The sequence below is a fragment of the Actinoplanes aureus genome (genome assembly GCF_015704865.1).
Taxonomy (GTDB): Bacteria; Actinomycetota; Actinomycetes; order Mycobacteriales; family Micromonosporaceae; genus Actinoplanes; species Actinoplanes aureus.
In genome coordinates this window covers 153,556-172,698 of record NZ_JADQTO010000020.1, presented here as the reverse complement: position 1 = coordinate 172,698, position 19,143 = coordinate 153,556, and the positions used below count along the sequence as shown (strand labels likewise).

General features: G+C 69.9%; 15 protein-coding genes. 7 read left to right on the top strand and 8 right to left on the bottom strand.

Annotated features, from left to right (window positions below; genetic code table 11):
• Nucleotides 1–193: 193 nt before the first annotated feature.
• The gene (locus tag I4J89_RS33955; protein ID WP_196418239.1) at nt 194–1,831 is read right to left on the bottom strand and encodes a hypothetical protein; all 1,638 of its coding nucleotides are present in this window, start codon (nt 1,829–1,831) and stop codon (nt 194–196) included.
• Nucleotides 1,832–1,925: 94 nt separating this feature from the next.
• Here I4J89_RS33955 and I4J89_RS33950 point away from each other — a divergent pair, with 94 nt between their 5' ends.
• The 7 genes from I4J89_RS33950 (at nt 1,926) to I4J89_RS33920 (ending at nt 7,997) form a co-directional block, all read left to right on the top strand.
• Nucleotides 1,926–2,375, top strand: coding sequence for an HIT family protein (locus I4J89_RS33950; RefSeq protein WP_196418238.1), 450 nt, complete (start codon nt 1,926–1,928; stop codon nt 2,373–2,375).
• A 26-nt stretch (nt 2,376–2,401) separates the two neighbouring features.
• Nucleotides 2,402–3,082, top strand: coding sequence for a hypothetical protein (locus I4J89_RS33945; protein WP_196418237.1), 681 nt, complete (start codon nt 2,402–2,404; stop codon nt 3,080–3,082).
• Between the two features lie 249 nt (nt 3,083–3,331).
• Entirely contained in the window at nt 3,332–4,099 is a 768-nt protein-coding gene (locus I4J89_RS33940) for a carboxymuconolactone decarboxylase family protein (protein WP_196418236.1), read from the top strand.
• 12 nt (nt 4,100–4,111) lie between these two features.
• The gene (locus tag I4J89_RS33935) at nt 4,112–5,098 is read left to right on the top strand and encodes an aldo/keto reductase (RefSeq protein ID WP_196418235.1); all 987 of its coding nucleotides are present in this window, start codon (nt 4,112–4,114) and stop codon (nt 5,096–5,098) included.
• Nucleotides 5,099–5,180: 82 nt separating this feature from the next.
• Complete coding sequence (locus I4J89_RS33930) at nt 5,181–6,287, top strand: PQQ-dependent sugar dehydrogenase (protein ID WP_196418234.1); 1,107 nt, start codon at nt 5,181–5,183, stop codon at nt 6,285–6,287.
• A 27-nt stretch (nt 6,288–6,314) separates the two neighbouring features.
• Entirely contained in the window at nt 6,315–7,187 is an 873-nt protein-coding gene (locus I4J89_RS33925; RefSeq protein ID WP_196418233.1) for a helix-turn-helix transcriptional regulator, read from the top strand.
• Nucleotides 7,188–7,514: 327 nt separating this feature from the next.
• Nucleotides 7,515–7,997, top strand: a complete 483-nt coding sequence (locus tag I4J89_RS33920; RefSeq protein WP_196418232.1) for a hypothetical protein — start codon at nt 7,515–7,517, stop codon at nt 7,995–7,997.
• A gap of 1 nt (nt 7,998) precedes the next feature.
• Here I4J89_RS33920 and I4J89_RS33915 read toward each other — a convergent pair whose 3' ends face one another.
• The 7 genes from I4J89_RS33915 to I4J89_RS33885 all read right to left on the bottom strand — a co-directional run bounded on the left by I4J89_RS33915 (nt 7,999) and on the right by I4J89_RS33885 (nt 19,002).
• Entirely contained in the window at nt 7,999–9,906 is a 1,908-nt protein-coding gene (locus tag I4J89_RS33915; protein ID WP_196418231.1) for an EAL domain-containing protein, read from the bottom strand.
• A complete protein-coding gene (locus I4J89_RS51680; protein ID WP_309238578.1) occupies nt 9,893–10,189 on the bottom strand; it encodes an RNA polymerase sigma factor in 297 nt (98 codons plus the stop codon). The genes I4J89_RS33915 and I4J89_RS51680 overlap by 14 nt, the downstream gene beginning before the upstream one ends.
• Before the next feature lie 309 nt (nt 10,190–10,498).
• Nucleotides 10,499–10,783 (bottom strand): hypothetical protein, encoded by a 285-nt coding sequence (locus I4J89_RS33905; RefSeq protein WP_196418230.1) that lies wholly within the window; start codon nt 10,781–10,783, stop codon nt 10,499–10,501.
• Nucleotides 10,784–11,139: 356 nt separating this feature from the next.
• Nucleotides 11,140–12,522, bottom strand: coding sequence for a hypothetical protein (locus I4J89_RS33900; protein ID WP_230860041.1), 1,383 nt, complete (start codon nt 12,520–12,522; stop codon nt 11,140–11,142).
• Nucleotides 12,519–14,750: a glycoside hydrolase family 3 C-terminal domain-containing protein gene (locus I4J89_RS33895; RefSeq protein ID WP_196418229.1), complete on the bottom strand. Its 2,232-nt coding sequence runs from the start codon at nt 14,748–14,750 to the stop codon at nt 12,519–12,521. The genes I4J89_RS33900 and I4J89_RS33895 overlap by 4 nt, the downstream gene beginning before the upstream one ends.
• The gene (locus tag I4J89_RS33890) at nt 14,747–15,931 is read right to left on the bottom strand and encodes a glycoside hydrolase family 1 protein (protein ID WP_196418228.1); all 1,185 of its coding nucleotides are present in this window, start codon (nt 15,929–15,931) and stop codon (nt 14,747–14,749) included. The genes I4J89_RS33895 and I4J89_RS33890 overlap by 4 nt, the downstream gene beginning before the upstream one ends.
• Before the next feature lie 26 nt (nt 15,932–15,957).
• Nucleotides 15,958–19,002: a family 78 glycoside hydrolase catalytic domain gene (locus tag I4J89_RS33885; protein WP_309238577.1), complete on the bottom strand. Its 3,045-nt coding sequence runs from the start codon at nt 19,000–19,002 to the stop codon at nt 15,958–15,960.
• Nucleotides 19,003–19,143: the final 141 nt, after the last annotated feature.

Sequence of the window (19,143 nt, the reverse complement as noted above, 5' to 3'; positions counted from 1 at the left end):
CGGCGGATACGACGATGACGAATCGTTTGACGGTACGCATATTGGGCCTCCCTCGAATCAGCGGCGTGGAACGCCACATGGCCATCCATCCTTGCTGATCCCTCCGACCGGCGGGAATGGTCCTTCCAGCCACATTGAGCCGTTTCAACTTGAGAGCCACCACGGACCGGCTTGCACGTTGGAGGGCACCGCATCACCCTTCGATGCTGCTGAGCTGGCAGAGCTCCGCGATCTCGACCGCACCGGCCAGCTCACCCGCGCGGGCCAGCGCCACCGCGACGTCGCACCCGACCAGCCGCACCGCCTCCGCGTCCGGCGCGATCGCCACCGTGAAGGCGAGCAGCTGCCGGTCACCGGTGTCCGCGGCGAACGCCGAGACCCGGGTGCCCACCCACCGGGGAAACGAGTGCGGCGTCCCGGCGAGCGTGTCCGGCACGAGCCGTAACTCGTCCGCGCCGAACCCCTCGAACGGGAACCACACCGCGTTGCGGAACCCCGCGGCGAGCACGCGGGTGAACAGTTCCGGGTTCCGGCTCGCGAGACGGGCCTGGGGCGCCATCGTGAGCAGGACTTTCAGCGTCGCGGTGTCAGTGCCGTCGGCGGCCGCCGACGCGAACAGCGGGTCGGCGGCCGCGGGGTCGCCGTCGTCCACCCGTGCCCAGGCGAGCCCGGCGTCGGCGAGCGTTCGCGAGATCCGCAGGCGGTCCCGCATCCGTGGCACGTCGGTCGCGGCGAGCTCCGCGCGCACCGTGGCGTCGCCGAGGTGGTGCACCAGCCGCACCGCGTCGACGACGACCTCGCGCAGCTCCTGCGCGATGACGTGGTCCCCGGCGAGCACGTCGAGCACGGCTCGCAGCCGCGCCGGGGTCGCCTCCGCCGGCCGGTCCGCGAACCGGCGCAGAACTTCCACGGCGAGCGGCGCCGGGCCGTACCCGGCGTACCGGCAGTCGGGCAGACTGGCGAGCTCCGCCAGCGCGTCGTCGACCCGGTCCGACGCCAGGAGCAGACTGATCAGACGACACCGGTAGATGACCTGGTCGTCGCGCTGCCGGCTCGCCCGGGGGCACTTGCGGTAGGCGGCGACGAGCGCCCGTTCAGCCGGCCGGCCCAGCCTAGCGAGGCGGAGCAGGGCGCGTTGCCGAGCGTCGGCGCCGAGCGTGACGGCGAAGGTCAGGGCCTCGTCGAACCGGCCGGCGTCGGCGAACGCGGCGGCCAGCGACTCGCCGGCTTCGTCGGCGACCGTGCCGCAGAGTCGCAGGGTCTCGTCGAGGCCGAGCGGGCCGAGGAGCGCGGCGGCGAAGGCGAGATGCCGCCGGTCGTCGCCGACCAGCAGGCCGGCCAGGTGGTCGAGGTACGCCGGCTCGTCACGGTGCGCCTCCGCGAGAGCCGCGACGACAACGCCGATCCGGTACGGACTTTCCCACGCTTCATCCGGCGCGTACTTCAGCACTTTGCGGAGCGCGGCGTCCTCCAGGTGCTGATCGCCGTCGGCCAGGCGAACGACCGTCGCCGCGACGCCACGGTACGGGAGCGACCAACGGGATCCGTACGCCCCGGACACGCACGCACTGTCGAGCATGTCGAGGGCGAGCGCACGACGACGTCCGCCGGCCCGGATCCGCGTTGCCACCTCGTCGAACCCGTCCGGCGGCTCGGGCCAGCTCAGCAGTTCGCGTAGCTCCGCGACGGCCCGGTCCTCGTGCCCGCCGTCGAGCAGCGCGCCGATCCATCGGATCGGCGCCTCATTCTTCAGTCCGATGTCGGGCCCGGGCCCACCGAACCGGGCGAACGCCGCATGGACCGCCGCAACAAGATCGGACTCGGACTGCACGCGCCGACTCTAGAGTGAAGGAGCCGTCGGTAGAGATCACGCTCCAGCAACAACTGGAGTGCACCTGCCTGGGCGCACTGGAACTATTGCGCCCATGACACGGAACGCGAGATCGGCAACGCAGGGGTGCGTCTTCTGCGCCATTGTGGCGCGACAGGCCGAGGCCAGCGTGGTGTACGAGGACGAGACCGCTGTCGCTTTCATGGACCTGAACCCCGTCACGCCCGGCCATCTTCTCGTCGTGCCACGCGATCACGCGGTGGGCCTCGAAGACCTCGATGGAGCCACGAGCGCTCACGTCTGGTCGGTCGGTCATGACATGGCACGTGCCTTGCGACGCTCAACCATGGGCTGCGAGGGAATCAACGTCCTTCTCTGTGACGGCGAGGTCGCCTTCCAGACGGTCTTCCACTTCCACCTTCACGTCATCCCCCGCTACACAGGAGACGGCTGGATCCTCAAGGCCGAGTCGCCGGAACGCGCGAGGTCGCTCCTCGACAGCGACGCGCAAGCGATCAAAGACGCCATCGCGTCGACGGACTGAAGTGTTGCGGGCGGATCGTCCGGTCGGTGGACCCGATCGCGTATGCGACCGTCGTTCTGCTGTCGATCCTGCGGGAAGGTCTTGCCATTCCCGTGCTGGCGGCATACCGCCTGGTGCTCAGATTCCGCCTCGGGTCGTCCCGGGCGGAGGCACTCTTCCCCCGTCGGAACTATCTGATCATCCAGTCGGTTCTGTTTCTCGTCTGCGTCCTCACCGTTCCGGTGAACAACCCCCTGCTGGTCCTTGTCCTGTGGAGTCCGGCAATCTGGCTGGGCGCCCTTGCCTACTCGTCAAGGACGAGTAGGCCAAGATTCTCCGGCTTGCCCTGTTCGTGTCTCATCGTGGTTCTCGCCCTCATAGGCCCCTTGTTCTTTCTCTCCGTGCCGTTCGCCCTGGGACTTGCCGCCTATCGACTCGTCTCAGTCCCGTACCCGGCTCCTGAGGTGATCCAGGTCAAGGGAGCCGACCCTGCATGGGTGTACGTCCTCACCGTCGACGAGACGAGCACGACGGTGCTGAACCCGGACGGTTCGTTGCGGAGACTGCCGAACGATGCGGTCGAGGAACGGGCGGTGTGCCCGGAGCGCATAGCGTTCCCCGGGACCAAGTCGCTTCGGCATCGCAGTCTCATGCAGAGATGGCTTCACCCGCCCAACGCGACGGCTATCCCGGCGTGCGGACGGGCGCCTCGGCCGCCGAAGTTCTGACCGGCCAGGGGCAGCAGGCGGATCGTCATCAGAACTGGACGAGGACCTTCAGGGCCTCGCGGTCGTCCATCGCCTGGTAGCCCTCCGGGGTCTGCTCGATGCCGATGGCCGGCGACTGGCAGGTACTGCTGTTACCGGGGACAACAGGGCCTCTAACAGCAGGACCTCCCAGACCTCGGCCCGGCGGCGATAGCGTTCGTGGAGGGCGTGATCGGCCGCCTCTCATTCGCACGATGGAAAGGCTCTGTCATGGCCATCAGTGACGCGGCGCGCAAGAATCACGACGATTTGTTCCCCGGCCACGTGTCGACCCTCGCGGTGACCGACCCGGAGCTCATCGAGTACTTCGACAACTTCGCCTTCGACGAGGTGCTGCGCTACGGGGACCTGGACACCCGGACCCGGCTCATGACGCAGCTGGCCGCGCTGATCGCCGGCCAGGCGCTGCGCGAGTACCGGGTGATGCTGGGCGCGGCGCTGACCGCCGGCGTCACCCCGATCGAGATCAAGGAGATCGTCTACCAGGCCGTGCCGTACGTCGGCATGGGCAAGGTCTTCGACTTCCTGCACGCCACCAACGAGATTCTCACCGAGTACGGCGTCGAACTGCCGCTACCCGGGCAGTCGACCACCACGCCGGAAACCCGCGCCGAGAAGGGCCTGGCCGTCCAGAAGCGGATCGTCGGCGCCGAGACCGTCGACCGGATGTACGCGGCGGCCCCGGACGACGAGCAGCACATCCAGCGGTACCTGTCGGCGAACTGTTTCGGCGACCACTACACCCGCGGCGGCATCGGCATCGAGGTACGCGAGCTGCTCACCCTGTCGATGCTGGTGGCGCTCGGCGGCTGCGAGCCGCAGGTCAAAGGTCATGTGGTGGCGAACCTGAACGTCGGCAACGACCGGCAGACGATGCTCACCGTGATCACCCAGCTGCTGCCGTTCATCGGCTACCCGCGCACGCTCAACGCGATCCGCGTCCTTGACGACGCCACCCTGCCGCGCACCGAAAACTGAGGAGCCCAACCCATGCAGCAACGCACTCTCGGCAAGGACCTCACCGTCTCCGCCATCGGCTTCGGCGCGATGGGCATGAGCCAGAGCTACGGCCCCGGCCCCAGCCGGGCCGACAACATCGCCCTGCTGCGCTCCGCTGTCGAGCGCGGCGTCACCTTCTTCGACACCGCCGAGGTGTACGGGCCGTTCGTCAACGAGGAACTCGTCGGCGAAGCCCTGCAACCGGTACGCGACCAGGTGGTCATCGCCACCAAGTTCGGCTTCGCCTTCGACGCCGACGGCAAGCAGACCGGCCTGTCCAGCCGCCCCGGGCACATCAAGCAGGTCGCCGACGCCTCTCTGAAGCGGCTGCGCACCGACCGCATCGACCTGTTCTACCAGCACCGCGTCGACCCGGACGTCCCGATCGAGGACGTCGCCGGCGCCGTCAAGGACCTCATCGCCGCCGGGAAGGTCAAGCATTTCGGCATGTCCGAGGCAGCCGCAGCGACCGTACGCCGCGCGCACGCGGTGCAGCCGGTCACCGCGCTGCAGAACGAGTACTCGCTGTGGTGGAAGCGCCCGGAGGAGGAGATCCTGCCGCTGTGCGAGGAACTCGGCATCGGCCTGGTGCCCTACAGCCCGCTCGGCAAGGGCTTCCTGACCGGGAAGATCGACCAGAGCACCACGTTCTCCCCCGGTGACATCCGCGCCAGTATCCCCCGCTTCGACGCCGGCGCCCGCCAGGCCAACCAGGCGCTGGTCGACCTGCTCGGTGCCGTCGCGGCACGCAAGAACGCCACGGTGGCGCAGATCGCGCTCGCCTGGCTGCTCGCGCGGAAGCCGTGGATCGTGCCGATTCCGGGCACCCGCAAGCTGGAGCGCCTCGAGGAGAACCTCGGCGCGGCCGACGTCGACCTCACCGCCGACGACCTGCGGGACCTCGACACCGCCGCCGCGCGGATCGAGGTACAGGGCGCCCGCTACCCCGAGCAGCTGGAACGCATGACCAACCGTTGATCTTTACACCCATTTTCGCGTCGCCGTGATCAGCTGACGTCAGGGCGGCGTGCCGCGCCCGCGGACTGTTAGAGGGAGACGCATGCGTAGGACACTGTGGGCCGGCTCGGCGATGACACTCGTGCTCGCCGCGACGGCGGGCTGCGGCATCGGTGACGACATCGGCACCGCGGCGCCCGCCGCCGTCGCGTCCGGCACGGCGGCCAGCACCCCGTCCGCCGCCCCGGACCTGGGTGCCGCTGAGGAGTTGGCGCGCGGCATCGACGTACCGTGGGGTCTTGCCTTTCTTCCCGGTGGCGACGCCCTGATCGCTGAACGCGACAGCGGGCGCATCCTGCGCCTGACCCCCGGCAGCGAGCCCCGCCCGGTCGCCGACGTGCCCGGCGTCGCCGCAGGCGGCGAAGGCGGCCTGCTCGGCATCGCCGTCTCACCCGCCTTCGCCACCGACGACCTCGTCTACGCCTACCTCACCGCCGCCGACGACAACCGCATCATCCGGTTCCGGCTCGGCGGCGGCGACCCCGAGGTCGTCTTCGACGGCATCGACAAAGCGAGCTACCACAACGGCGGCCGCATCGCCTTCGGCCCGGACGGCATGCTCTACGCCGGCACCGGCGACGCCGGCGACACCACCAGCTCCCAGGACCCGGCCAGCCCCAATGGCAAGATCCTGCGACTCACCCCGGCCGGCGACCCGGCTCCCGGCAACCCCATCGCGAACTCGCCGATCTACAGCCTCGGACACCGCAACGTCCAGGGCCTGGCCTGGGACGCCGACGACCGGCTGTTCGCCACCGAGTTCGGCCAGAACGAACTCGACGAGGTCAACCTCATCCGGCCCGGCGACAACTACGGCTGGCCCGAGATCGAGGGCGAGGGCGACACCGAAGGCGGCCGCTACACCAACCCCCTGGTCACCTGGCCGGTCCGCGAGGCCTCACCCTCGGGCATGGCCATCGCCGGCAGCACCGCCTACGTCGCCGCCTTGCGCGGCGAACGCCTCTGGACCCTGCCGCTCGGCGGCGACACGATCGGCGAGCCCACCGCCCAACTCACCGGCACGTACGGGCGGCTGCGCACCGTGCAGGTCGCGCCCGACGGCGCGCTGTGGGTGACCACCTCCAACACCGATGGCCGCGGCGACGTACGCGACGGCGACGACCGGATCCTGCGCTTCCCGGCTCGCTGAGCTGCGGAAACCGTCACCGTCGAAGGCATGGACCACCGCAGCGAGACGCGTAGCTTCCTCACGAGCCGCCGGGCCCGGCTCAGCCCCGAGCAGGCTGGGCTTCCGGTGTACGGCGGCCACCGGCGCGTCGCCGGGCTGCGCCGTGAGGAAGCCGCGATGCTCGCCGGGGTCAGCGTCGACTACTACACCCGCCTCGAACGCGGCAACCTCTCCGGTGTCTCCGAGAGCGTCCTGGAGTCCCTCGCCCGGGCTCTGCACCTCGACGACGCCGAACGCGAGCACCTGTACGACCTCGCCCGGCAGGCCAACGCCAGCCCGCGCAGCACCCGGCGCCGGCCGGCCCAGCGGATCCGGACCGGGGTGCGGCACCTGCTGGACGCGATGACCGGCGCTCCAGCGTATGTACGCAACGGCCGGCTGGACATCCTGGCCGCCAACGACCTGGGCCGGGCCGTGTTCGCGCCGGTGTTCGAAAATACGACCGGCACTCCGAACATGGCCCGGTTCGTGTTCCTCGATCCCGCCTCGCAGACGTTCTACCGCGACTGGGACCAGCTCGCCGAGGACGCCGTCGCGCTGCTGCGTGGTGAGGCCGGCCGTGACCCGTACGATCGCGATCTCTCCGCCCTGGTGGGTGAGCTCTCCACCCGCAACGACCATTTCCGGACCTGGTGGGCCGCGCACAACGTGCGCCTGCACCGCACCGGCGTCAAACGCCTGCACCACCCGGTGGTCGGTGACCTCACCCTGGCCTACGAGTCTTTGGATCTCACCGCCGACCAGGGCCTGCGCCTCAACGCCTACAGCGCGGAGCCCGGGTCCCCGGACCGCGACGCGCTCAACCTGCTCGCCAGCTGGGCCGCCACCGCCGACCAGCATCGGATCAGCGACCGCGGCTGACGCGGCGGCCGGCACGTCACGCCGGTGTGCTGGCGCCGAAAAGAGCCTGGTTCCGCAGCCGGGCGAGCAACAGCGACTGGGACGACCACGCCGTCAAGACTTCGGCTTCCCCACCGGCTACTGCACTACCTTCGTTCGGAAATGCCCTAACTAACTGAAGAACTCGCTGAACTGATCTCATGCGGGGTGAGGCCGTCGCCTGCCAACGGGCGACGGCCTCACCCTGCGGCCCGTTGGAGGAACCCGATGCCTTTGGTGCTACCCGGCGTACTCGTGCCGTCCGCCCTTGTCGGAAGCTCCGGCTTCCGGGCTCAGGTCGGACAGCAGGTGACACTTGCACTGGAGGCCTACTGCCGTCACCGGACGGCCATCTCCGAACAAGACCACCACACCGAGCCGGTACAACCGCCACCGCCGGCCGCACCCGCCGGTGAACTGGCCCTCACCGGTACAGCCGTCCCGGCTGTCGAGCTCGGCTGGCTCGGCGGCTGGCTGTTCGAGGTCGCCGGGATTCCGCTGCACGTCACCGAAGCATCGGCCGGGCCCGGCGTCATCGCCGGCGTCAACGACCGCGAGGCCGGCTCGGATCCAGCCGAGCCGCCGCCGGCACCGGGCACCCGGGTTCACATGCGGGCAGTCGTCAGCGTCGCGGACGGCTATGTCGTCGACGAGGTCGAGCAAGCATGGAACCGCCCGATGACGCGCCCGTGGCTGGTGCAGCGCATCGTCCGGCTCAGACCTGCCAGGCGGTCGGTGGCGCACACCGGGGTCAACAATGACTACCTGATCGACCTGGCGTCTCCACGCTGAACTAACCCATGGCGATGCGCCGCTCCGGGAACCTGAGTTCGAGCTCGATCGTGTTCACCTCGTGTTTCAGGCTTGCTGCGATCGGCGCGGGCCGTCCGGTCCGGTAACCCTGGGCGAAGTCGACGCCGTACTCCTTCAGCAGCGTGACGGTCTGCTCGTCCTGCACGCACTCGGCGGCGACGCGGATGCCGAGGGTGTGGCACAGTTCCACCAGCTTCGAGACGACAGCCTGATCAGGCGGCGACTGGCAGAGATCGACGATGAACACGCCGTCGATTTTGACCAGGTCCACGGGCAGGTACTTCAGGTAGGCGAGCGCGGCGTACCCCGTACCGAAATCGTCGAGCGCTAGGTGACAGCCGATCTCCCTGATGCCGGTGGCGAAAGCCAGCGCTTCGTTGCGGTTCTCGATCAGCGCGGTCTCGGTGATCTCGAAGGTCAGGCACTCCGGCTTCACCCGGTGCCGGCGGATCGCCTCGCTCACGTAGGTGAGCAGGCCAGGGTCGGCGAGCGACTTCCCGGAGATGTTGACCTGGTAGTGGGATGTCTGCGCGCCCTGCCCGATCAGTTCCAGAGCATGGTCGATGACCCACTTGTCGACGGCGAGGATCTCGCCGACACGTTCCGCCATGTCGAGGAATGCCCACGGCGCGACGAGCTCTCCGGTGTTGCCGCGCACCCGCAGCAGGATCTCGTGGCGGGTGATCTGGTTGAGGGCGAGGTCGACGATCGGCTGGGCGTAGAGCGCGAACCTGTCGGTCGCCACCGCGTGCACCACCCGGGAACGGCAACGGTTCGTCCGCTCCCTGGCCTGGGCCGGCCGGTCGAGAACATGGACGGCGACACCTTTGCGGCGCGCCTCGCGAGCGGCGTGCTCGCCGTCGACGAGCAGATCGAATCCGGTGGCGGGGACGCCGCTGGTGAAACGGACGACGCCGGCCCAGGCGTTGAGCCGCAGTGTCCTCTGCTGGACGGTGAAAAGGTGCCGGCGGAAGGTGTCGACGATCCGGCGGGCGAGGGCACCGGTCGTTTCGGTGCCCTCCTGGTGTGCGGCGACGAGCACACCCCAGAGACCGGGTCCGACCAGGCCGCACGTCAGGTCGGATCCGACGATCGTACGCAGAAGCCCGGCGACCTCTGCCGTCACCTGCTCATGACCCTGATCGGTGATGGCGTGCGACAGACGGGTGGCCGGCTCCGTCGCCACCACGATGAGGGCGCCGTCGGTGGTACGCCGAGCCCGGTCGACCTCGTCGGTGAAGTAGCCGCGAGTCGGTAGCCCGGTCACGAGGTCCTGCGCGGCCGCATCGGTGCAGAGCATCTCGCTACGGGTGGCGAGCCGGCGGCGCTCCTGCCGGGCGAGTTCGACGGCGGTGACGTCGTGCCCGGTGGCGATGATTCCGGAGGGCTCGCCCGCGGTGGTCAGTATCTCGAGGTGGCAGTGCACATAGCGGACGCTGCCGCCCGGATGGACGGCGCGGAAGGTGACCTCCCCGGGACGGCGCTGTCCCCATGCCGTCTCCACGGCCGCGCGGACGGCTGACGCGTCGGCCGGGTGCACCAGCTCGACCAGCCTCTCCGGGGTGAGGCGCAGCGTTCCCGGGGCGTACCCGAAGATCATCGCCATTTCGTCCGACCAGGACAGCAGGCCGGCGGTCTTGCCGGAGCCGGTCGTCCAGGTGATCGTGCCCCGCTTCACCAGCTGCGCCGCACGCGCGATCCGGGTCGGCTCGTCGATGTCCGCGGTGAGCGGGTCGACGGGATCGGTGTCGACGATGATCTCGTAGCCTTCGGCCAGCGACAGGTCGTACTCGCTCTGCACGGTGCGTGCGACCCGGCGGGCGCGGGCCAGTTCCAGCGGGCTCGGTTCGCGCGTCTCGGCCAGCGCGAGGATGTCATCGAGATCCATGGGCACCTCCCGGGCGTCGGCGGCTGTCCGAGTCCGTGTAGCCGGCTTGCTCGGCCAACTGGCGCAGCTGTCTCCTGGCGGCGGTCTTGTAGCCGCGCACGCTGGTGTCGGCCAGACCGAGGATGCGGGCGATCTCCAGGTTGGAGAAACCCTCCCGCGACATCTGGAACACCTCGGCGTGCCGCGGCGGCAGCTGCTGCAACCAGCCCCGCAGCGTTTCCTGGGCCTCCCAGGCATCGGCGAGGTCCTGCTGCGGTGCCGGCGGCAGGTCCTCGGGTGCCACGGCGGCCTCGCGCCGGCGCCGGTCGTGCTCGTTGAGGATCTTTGCGGGCCGTGGTGATGATCCAGCCGATCGGCTCGGTGTACGCCCGGATCTTCGACCACTGGCCCCGCCCGTGCAGATAGGCCTCATGCAGAGCGTCCGAGACGGCTTCGCGGTCCCAGCACCACGCTCGCAGGATCCGCTCCGCGGTGTGGTAGCTGTGTTCGGTGAAGTCGCGGAACTCCTCGTCGTGACTCTTCTTGAGACGTTCGGCCGCCGCCTCCCCATCGGCCGGCTCCGGCATCAAGGCCGCAGTGCCGTCCACCACGCTCACACCGACCCCTCACCGTCGCCGCCGAGCAACGACTCCCGGTTGCCGAATTCCACCTCGCGGTGCCCGTCCCGGTCTCGCTCCACGATCCGCACGACACCGCGGTGCCGCTCCGCGAGCCCCATCAGCCCGGTCGCCCGGGCGGCGGTACGCATCGACGCCTCTCGCTCCGCGTGCCACCGCGTCCGGTGCGTGATGTAGGCCCGCACCAATCCCGCGATCGTTCCCGCCGCGGCGAGAGCGACCACCATCGCTCCGTAATCAGACAGCGGTCCCGCCATCATGTCGCCCCCTCGTCACTATCCCCTCGCGAATTACTGTCCGTGAGAGAGCGCGAATGTAGATGTGCGACCGTCCACATTCTTCTTCATGATCGATTGCAAGCGCTTCAGGCTCGCACTATGTCCGAAAGTAGTGCCGACGGCACGGAGAGCCAGTGCGACCGAGCGAAGCCCTGATCTCACTCAGTGTCATATTTTGCCCATGTCGCACTCCGTAACGAGCGGGTCGCGGCTTGACATCGAAGTGGCCGGGACGGGACACAAATACCTCTCGAAGTACCGCAACAGCTGCCCGCTGATCTCCACAACCACGTGATCATGCGGAGCTGACGTCGCGCTCAGCGCGGGGTCGACCCTGATCAGCCCAGCCGGGCCGCCGATGGCCACCCGGCGCGGACCTTCAGGTGCCGGTCGTTCACGAAGCGCCCCGGCCGATAGCGAACGAAGGCCGGATCGTCCGCGAGACCCAGTGCCCGGGCATCGGCCTGCAGATGGCGGGCGGTGGCGACCTGGTCCCACCGGCCGGTCACAACTCGGTGCTCGACTGCCCGTACGGCCGCGATGATCTCACTCGGTTCGAAGGCGCAGTGGCCGCGGCGATTCACGTAGGACTGGCGCAGCAGGTGCTGGTCGCCGGCCGTACGCACCTGCCGGGCGTACTGGTCCTGGAACTCGACCGGGGCGAGCTGGTCGTAGAGGGTGTGCATGGTCAGGTTCGGCACGTCGAGGTGGCCGGAGAGGGTGGACGTGCGGGACAGCGTACGGACGGCGGCCTTGTCAGCGCGGACGCCGGCGTGCCGGGTCAGGCTGGACAGATCGGCGCGCAGGCTCAGACCGGCGCGGCGGTAGAGGGTCTCGACGGTGTCGCGGTGCGGTGAGCGGGCCAGCAGGGCGGCGTAGTCGACGCCGGTGTTCCACGAGGCGTTCCCGCCGGCGGAGAGCTCGATGAAGTAGCGGGCCGGCATGATGAACGGCAGCGCGCCGGTCATCCATTCGTACTGTGCGGTGGCGATGCCGGCGGCGTCGCGTGGCGCCTGGGCCTGGGAGTTCGACCAGGTGGGCATGTTCAGCAGGGCGGTGGCGAGCGCGACCCGGGCCTGCCCGGCCGCGGTCGCCCGCGCGGCGGTCGCGGTGGCCGACAGCGCGGCGGCCGCGGCCGCGCCCTCGGCGGGGCTGGCATAGCGGACCAGCTTGACCGGGTCGTCCGGGCGCAGCATCTGGTTGAGGGCGTACGTGCCGTCGAGCTGGTAGTTGTTCAGATTGATGCCGCCGGCCATCAGGCCGCAGATCGACACGGCGCCGTCGATCAGGCGCCCGCCGATCTGGGCTTCCTGGCCGCTGACCAGGCCGCCCATCGAGCTGCCCAGGGCGAGGGTGAGCCGGGGCCGGCCGATGATCCGGGTGATCGCGGCGAGCGACTCGAACTGGTCGCGGGTGGCACTGTTCAACGCCCAGATGGACCCGTTCGGGTCGTAGGAGGAGCCGACCAGGGCGTAACCGCGGTCGAGCATCGCCTGCTGCACCTCGGGGTTGGGAGCGTCGATGGCCTCCAGGGCACCGAAGCCGTGGCTGTACAGCACGAGGGTGCCGTTCCAGCGGGCTGGCACGTCGGCGACCCAGCTACCGCCGTCACGCAGGACACCCGTGTAGTGGGTGGTGGCCGGCGCCGCCGCGGCGACGCCGGGCGCCAGCGTCGCCGTCAGGATGGCGGCGAGCAGGAGGGTGGCGAATCTTCGGATCACGGTTGCCTCCTCGTACGGGTCAGTTCGGCGACGACGGTGCGGTCGATGCCGAGGCCGGGGAACGCGGTGAGGGTGGTCAGCGGGAAGTCGCCGAGGACGGTCAGCGACTCCGGGTCGCCGAGGATGCCGGCCGGCTTGCCGTCGTCGTCGACACCGACGGCGGCATGCAGCGCCGCCGCGCCGGCCGGGTCGGCGAGCCATTCGCGCAGGGTCGCTTCGGCGGTCAGCGGCACGGTGATGGCCTCGCCCGGCACCTGCGCGGTGGCGGTGAGGCGCAGGTCGCGGGACGAGGCGCCGACGGCGATCTCGAACGTGCCGCCTTGCAGCAGCCATCGCTGATCGCGGACCGACCAGTAGGACAGGTCACGGGCGGCCAGCTGGAACGTCACCGTCTCCCCCGCCCCGGGCGGCAGGTCGACCTTGGCGAACGCTTTGAGTTCCCGTACCGGCCGCGCGACCTGCGACGGTGGCGCCGCGACGTAGAGCTGCACGACCTCCTTGCCGTGCCGGGCGCCGGTGTTGACGACCGTGCAGGTGACCAGCACCGACGAGTCACCGGTGACGGTCACGGCGAGGTCGTGGTAGGTGAACGTGGTGTAGGACAGGCCGTGCCCGAACGGGTAGGCGACGTCCCGGCCGGCCGCGTCGTAGCCGCGGTAACCGACGAAGACGCCTTCGCCGTAGCGGACATGCCCCTGTTCGCCGGGGAAGTTCAGGTAGGACGGGTTGTCGCGCAGATCGACCGGCACGGTTTCGGCGAGCCGCCCGGACGGGTTGACGACGCCGAGCAGCAGATCGGCGATCGCGCCACCGGCGGCCTGCCCGGACAGCCAGGTCTCCAGGATCGCGCCGGCGTGCCGGTCCCAGGAACTCAGGTGGACGGTGGAGCCGTTGGCGAGCACCACCACCACGTCGGTGCCGGCCTCGGCCAGCCGCGCGAGCAGAGCCGTCTGGTTGGCCGGCAGGTTCATGTGGCGGCGGTCGGCGCCCTCGGACTCATCGCCGTCGGGCAGGCCGAGGAACAGCACCACCGTGCTCGCCCGGGCGGCGAGGTCCAGCGCCTCGGCCGCCAGCCGGTCGTCGAGCTCGGTGGTGACGATGCCGTACCCGGCGGCGAAGTCCACCCGCACACCGGCCGGTACCGCGGCGCTGAGCGCGTCGAGGGGCACGTCGACGCGGGTCGGGTTGACCTGGGAACTGCCGGCGCCCTGGTAGCGGGGTGTGCGGGCGAACTCGCCGAGCACGGCGATCGTGTCGCCGTCGGCGGGCCGCAGCGGCAGCAGGTCGCGGTCGTTCTTGAGCAGCACCGCGCAGTCGGCCGCGGCTGAGCGCGCCAGCGCGTGATGCTCGTCCGCGTCGAAGCCGTCCGTCGCCTGCGGCGCTTTCTCGACCAGGCCCAGGATCCGCAGGACCGCCTGGTCGAGGATCGTCTCGTCGAGGCTGCCGTCGCGGACGGCGGCGACGATCGCGGCGTCACTCACGCCCAGGTTGGGTGGCATCTCCAGGTCGAGGCCGGCGGCCAGGGCGGCGACCCGGTCGTGGACGGCACCCCAGTCGGAGACGACGACGCCGTCGAAGCCCCACTCCCCGCGCAGCACCTCGGTGAGCAGCCACCGGTGTTCCGAGGCCGGCACCCCGTTGACCCGGTTGTACGCGCACATCACCATCCACGGCCGGGCCCGGGTGACGATCCGTTCGAAGTGCGGCAGGTAGATCTCGCGCAGGGTGCGTTCGTCGACGTCGGCGCTGACCCGCAGCCGGTCGGTCTCCTGGTTGTTGGCGGCGAAGTGCTTGGCGCAGGCGCCGACGCCCTGGCTCTGCACGCCGACGACGTGGGCTTCGCCGAGCACACCGGCGAGCAGCGGGTCCTCGGAGAAGTACTCGAAGTTGCGGCCGCACAGCGGGGAGCGTTTGATGTTGACGCCGGGACCGAGGACAACCGCGACGCCCTGGGCGCGGGCTTCCGCACCGATCGCCGCGCCGACCCGCTGCACCAGGACGGGATCCCAGGACGAGCCGAGCGCCGACGCGGTCGGGAAGCAAGTGGCGGGCAGGCTGCCGGAGATGCCGGCCTGGTTGCCGTCGGGCTGGCGGCGCAGCCCGTGCGGGCCGTCGGACAGCATGACCGCGGGAACGCCGAGCCGCGGCACGGGTGCGGTGTGCCAGACGGTCGAGCCCAGGCACAGCGCCGCCTTTTCCTCCAACGTGAGCTGCTCGAGCTGGGTCATGAGGCGATTCCGTTCCGGATGATGCGGGCGAATACGCCGGCGCTCGGTTTGGGCCGGCGGGTGAAGTCGTCGTCGACGGCGATCAGGCCGAAACGCGGCCGGTAGCCCTCGCTCCATTCGAAATTGTCGAACGCCGACCAGTGTAGATATCCACGAACGTCGACGCCTTCGGCGATCGCTCGCGCAAGTGCCGCGAGATGTCCTTCGAGGTACGCGACGCGCTCGGTGTCGTCGTCGGTGGCGATGCCGTTCTCGGTGACGTAGAGCGGCAGCCCGGTGGCGGCGGCGCGGTGCAGCATCTCGCGCAGCCCGTCGGGGTGCACGGCCCAGCCCATCTGGGTCAGCGGGAAGCCGGGCGGCGGCGCCGCGAACAGGGTGGGTGAGGCCGGGTCGACCCACTGTTTGCGGTAGTACTGCACGCCGAGCCAGTCCCCGCCGTCGACGGTTGCCAGTCCGTCCAGGTAGCGGTCGACGATCTCGTGACGCATCGCCCGGCAGAAGGCGTCGCAGGCGGCGTCGTCGCGGGCCGGGGCGAGCAGCGGCAGCTGCACGGCCAGGCCGATCCGGCCGGTGGCTTCGGCCCGGATCGCCGGGACGGCCGCGAGGTGGGCGCCGAGCAGTGCCTCGCCGGCCCGCTTCCACAGCACCGGATTGGTGACGCCGGGCGGGTGGTAGCCCTCGAGGTAGCCGTGCAGGGCGATCATCTGTGGCTCGTTGATCGTGCAGATGAACGGCATCAGCGAACCCAGCTCGCGGCTCACGAAAGCACAGTAACGGGTGAACACGTCGATCGCGTCCGGGGCGAGCCAGCCGCCCCGGACGGCGAACCAGCGTGGCAACGTGAAGTGGTGCAGGGTGACGAACGCGGTCATCCCGGTGCCGGCCAGGGCGGTGAGCACTCGCCGGTAGTGGGCGATGGCGGCGCGGCTGAACTCACCTGGCGCGGGCTCGATGCGCGACCATTCCAGCGACAGCCGGTGAGTGTTGTGGCCGAGGGAGGCCAGGAGCGCGAAGTCTTCGGCGTACCGATGGAAGTGATCGATGCCGTCGCCGGACGACGACCTCGCGGCAGATGCGGGGTTGTGCTCGAAGTCCCACCAGTCGTTGTTGGTGTTGCCGCCTTCGACCTGATGGGCCGAGGTGGCGGTGCCCCACAGGAAGCCGTCGGGGAACGCGCTCACATCTCTCCTTGACGAAAGGGCCGGTGTCAGCGGGTGGTGAAGGTGTAGGTGCCGGACGGCACCTGATAGACGGCGTAGCCGCCGTCAGCGCGAAGGAACTTCGCGCGGCTCGGTGTGCCGGCGACCTTGCCACCCAGGGTGGGCGCCCAGATCTCCGCGGTGGTGTTCGGCGGGACGGTGACGGTCAGGTGCAGCCGGTCGCCGTCGCGCTTCCACTCCGAGCGGGCCTCGCCCTGCGGTGTCGTGTAGCTGCCCTTCACGAACGTGAGGTCACCGACGACCTTGGGCTGGATGACCAGCTCACGGTAGGCGGTGGTGCCGGCGGCGGCGCGGATGCCGGCGAGTCCGGCGTGGAACCACTCCTCGATCTGGGCGAGGATCATGTGGTTCTTCGAGTCGCCGCGGGTCCACCGCTCCCCCATGGTGGTCATGCCGTCCGGGTTCGCGACGGTGGGCTCCATGAAGTAGCCGTAGCTGGGCTGCTCATTCTCGTGGATCAGATCCCACAGCACGTCGTCGCGGCCGCCGGCGGACAGTGCCCGCACGATCGGCGCCATGCCGATGGTGCCGCCGCTGAAGTGCGGGCCGTCGCCGTTCGGGTGGAACGCGTAGACGAGTTCCACCAGTGCGTCGAGGACCGCTTGCCGCTCGGACTCGGGCACCAGGCCGGCGTCGAGCGCGAGCGCCTGCGCCGCCTGGGTCGCCTTGCCGTCGGCGACGTAGCGCCGCTGCGCCGGGTCGTAGAAGGCCGCGTTGAACGCCGTCTTGATGTCGGCGGCCAGTGCGTCATAGCGAGCCGCGTCCGCGGTGTGGCCGGTGAGCCGGGCCAGTTCGGCCAGCTCCCGGATCATGGTGTAGTAACCCCAGGTCCCGGTGATCCGGCCGGAAACCTGGTCGGCCGCCACCCAGTCGGCGAGGGCCGCGTCGACGATGTTGCCGACCGCCTTCTGTCGCGCGATGTAGTCGGCGAAGCGCACCATCGGCTCGTAGTACCGCGCGGCCGTTGCAGTGTCGCCGTACAGCTGCCGCAGGAAGCCCGGCACCAGGATGATCGCGTTACCCCAGTTGATCTCGTCGCCGAAGCGGCCGGTGTAACCCCAGTCGTAGACCGGCGTCTTGAGCGCGACGTTGCCGAACATCGGCGTGTCCGCAATTGATTGGCCTTCGACCAGGTGGCGCTCGTGCGTGCGCAGGTAGGCGGAGAGGTCGAAGTCGCGGTGGATCGAGCCCATCGGCATCGTGTAGTCCGCCGGGTAGGACAGCTTCTCCCGGCCGGGGCAGTCGGTGAAGACCGACATGATGTTGCCGGCGAACGAGTACCAGGCCATCGTGTGTATTCGGTTGACCCGCGCGTTCGACGTGCTGACCGAGCCGGCGATCGGGGTGTCGGCCTGCACGCGCAGCCCGGTGATCGTGTCCTTGGTCGGGACGTACCCCTCGGGCAGGCCGGTGACCTGCACCCACTGCATGCCGAAGTAGTTGAAGTCCGGCCGCCAGGCCTCCCCGCCGCGCAGTCCGGCCGTGGTGTAGGTGTTGAACAGGTCGATGCCGCGACTGCCACCGCCACCCTTGAGCGACGCCTGGTCGACAGTGCCGTCGGCCGCCAGGGACTCGGCCGGTGACACCCGGATCGTGGTGCCGGCCGGGACGCCCGGCGCCAGCATGAGCTGGGGAAACCCGACGATGTTCTGACCGAAGTCGAACACCCAGGTGCCCGGCACCGGATTCGTGACGGTCTTCGGCTTGAAGGTCTCCGCGAGCTTGATCGGCGGAGCGGTCCGCCCGACCAGCTTCGTCGCCAGGTTCGGCGGCGGGGCGATCCCGGCGGCGATCCACCCGGCCGGCGTGCCGTCACGCCGCTTCGCGGCGGCCGACAGATCCGATCCGGGCAGGTCCCAGCCGGGCTGCTCACGGCGGGCGTCGTGGTCGGAGCCGGAATACCAGGCATCGGTGACCAGCGGGCCCAGCGAGGTGCGCCACTCACGGTCCGAGACGATCACGCTTGCCGGACCGTTCGTGTACGCGACCTCGAGCCGGGCGATCAGCCGAGGAGTGACGGCCGCCCCGGCGCTGGCGTCGCTGGCGGCGATGTTGTTGCCGGAGCCGGTCACCGCCGCTCCGGTCGAGTGCGGCTTGGACAGGCCGGGAGTGAAGGTGATCGAGTCGGTGCCGATCGCGGTGATGACCCGGGACTCGAGGTTGTCCCCGCCGCCACCGGTGTCCACGTTGATCGTGGCGCCGACGTGATAGCCGGTGACGCTGTTCAACGACACCGTGGTGGCGCCGGCCTCGGTGTCGGCGGTGAGCACACCGTTGCCCTTGAGCTGGCTCTGCCACCACGAGTACGGCGCGGTCCGTCCGACGGCCGGGTTGGTGACGCTGCGCCGCACGTAGGCGGGACCGTTGCCGAGGCGTACCCCGAGGGTGTTGCCGCCCCGGCGCAGCTCGCCGGTGATGTCGTAGGCGCGGTACTCGCTGGACAGCTGATAGTTGGAGTAGCCGGGCGCGAGGACCTCGTCGGTGAGCTTGCGGCCGTTGACGGTCGGCAGGTGCATGCCGACGCCGGACAGATAGAGCCGGGCGTGGCTCACCCTGCGGCGTGGGTCGACGTCGAACTGGCGGGCGAAGATCGGCATCGGCTGGTTCTCGGCGCGCTCGGGGTATTCGATCCACTTCGCGTCACCCCAGTCGCTCTGCTCGAGCAGGCCCATCTCCCAGGTGGACGGGGTGCTCCAGTCGGTGGCCCGCCGGCTCGCGTCCCAGGCTCGGACCTGCCAGGTCAGGCGCTGGCGGGAGGTGAGTGCGGCGCCGCCGTAGCGGACACCGGACTGGATCGCGGAGCTGATCTTGCCGGAGTCCCAGAGCACGCGGTTGCCGCCGGCGTCGCGTACCCGTACCTGATAGGCGGTCTGCCGGTCGGCGGCAGTAGACCGGGTCTCCGCGAAGCGCCAGCTGAGCAGGGGGTTGGGGTGGTCCAGGCCGAGGGGCTGGTCCGGCCGGCCGTCGACGCGCAGGTCGACGACCCGCACGGCCGGGCCGATGGCGTTGGCTGGGGTGGGTGTCAGCGTCACAACGAGGCCCAATGCTGCGATTACTCCAACGGTTCTCCGTGCTGTCTTCATGATTCCGCCTTGTTGAATCGTTTCACTGCTGCCTGCCGAGCATGGGTAACGTTTTCCAATGCGTGTGGCCGACCCTAGGAGCAGATGCCG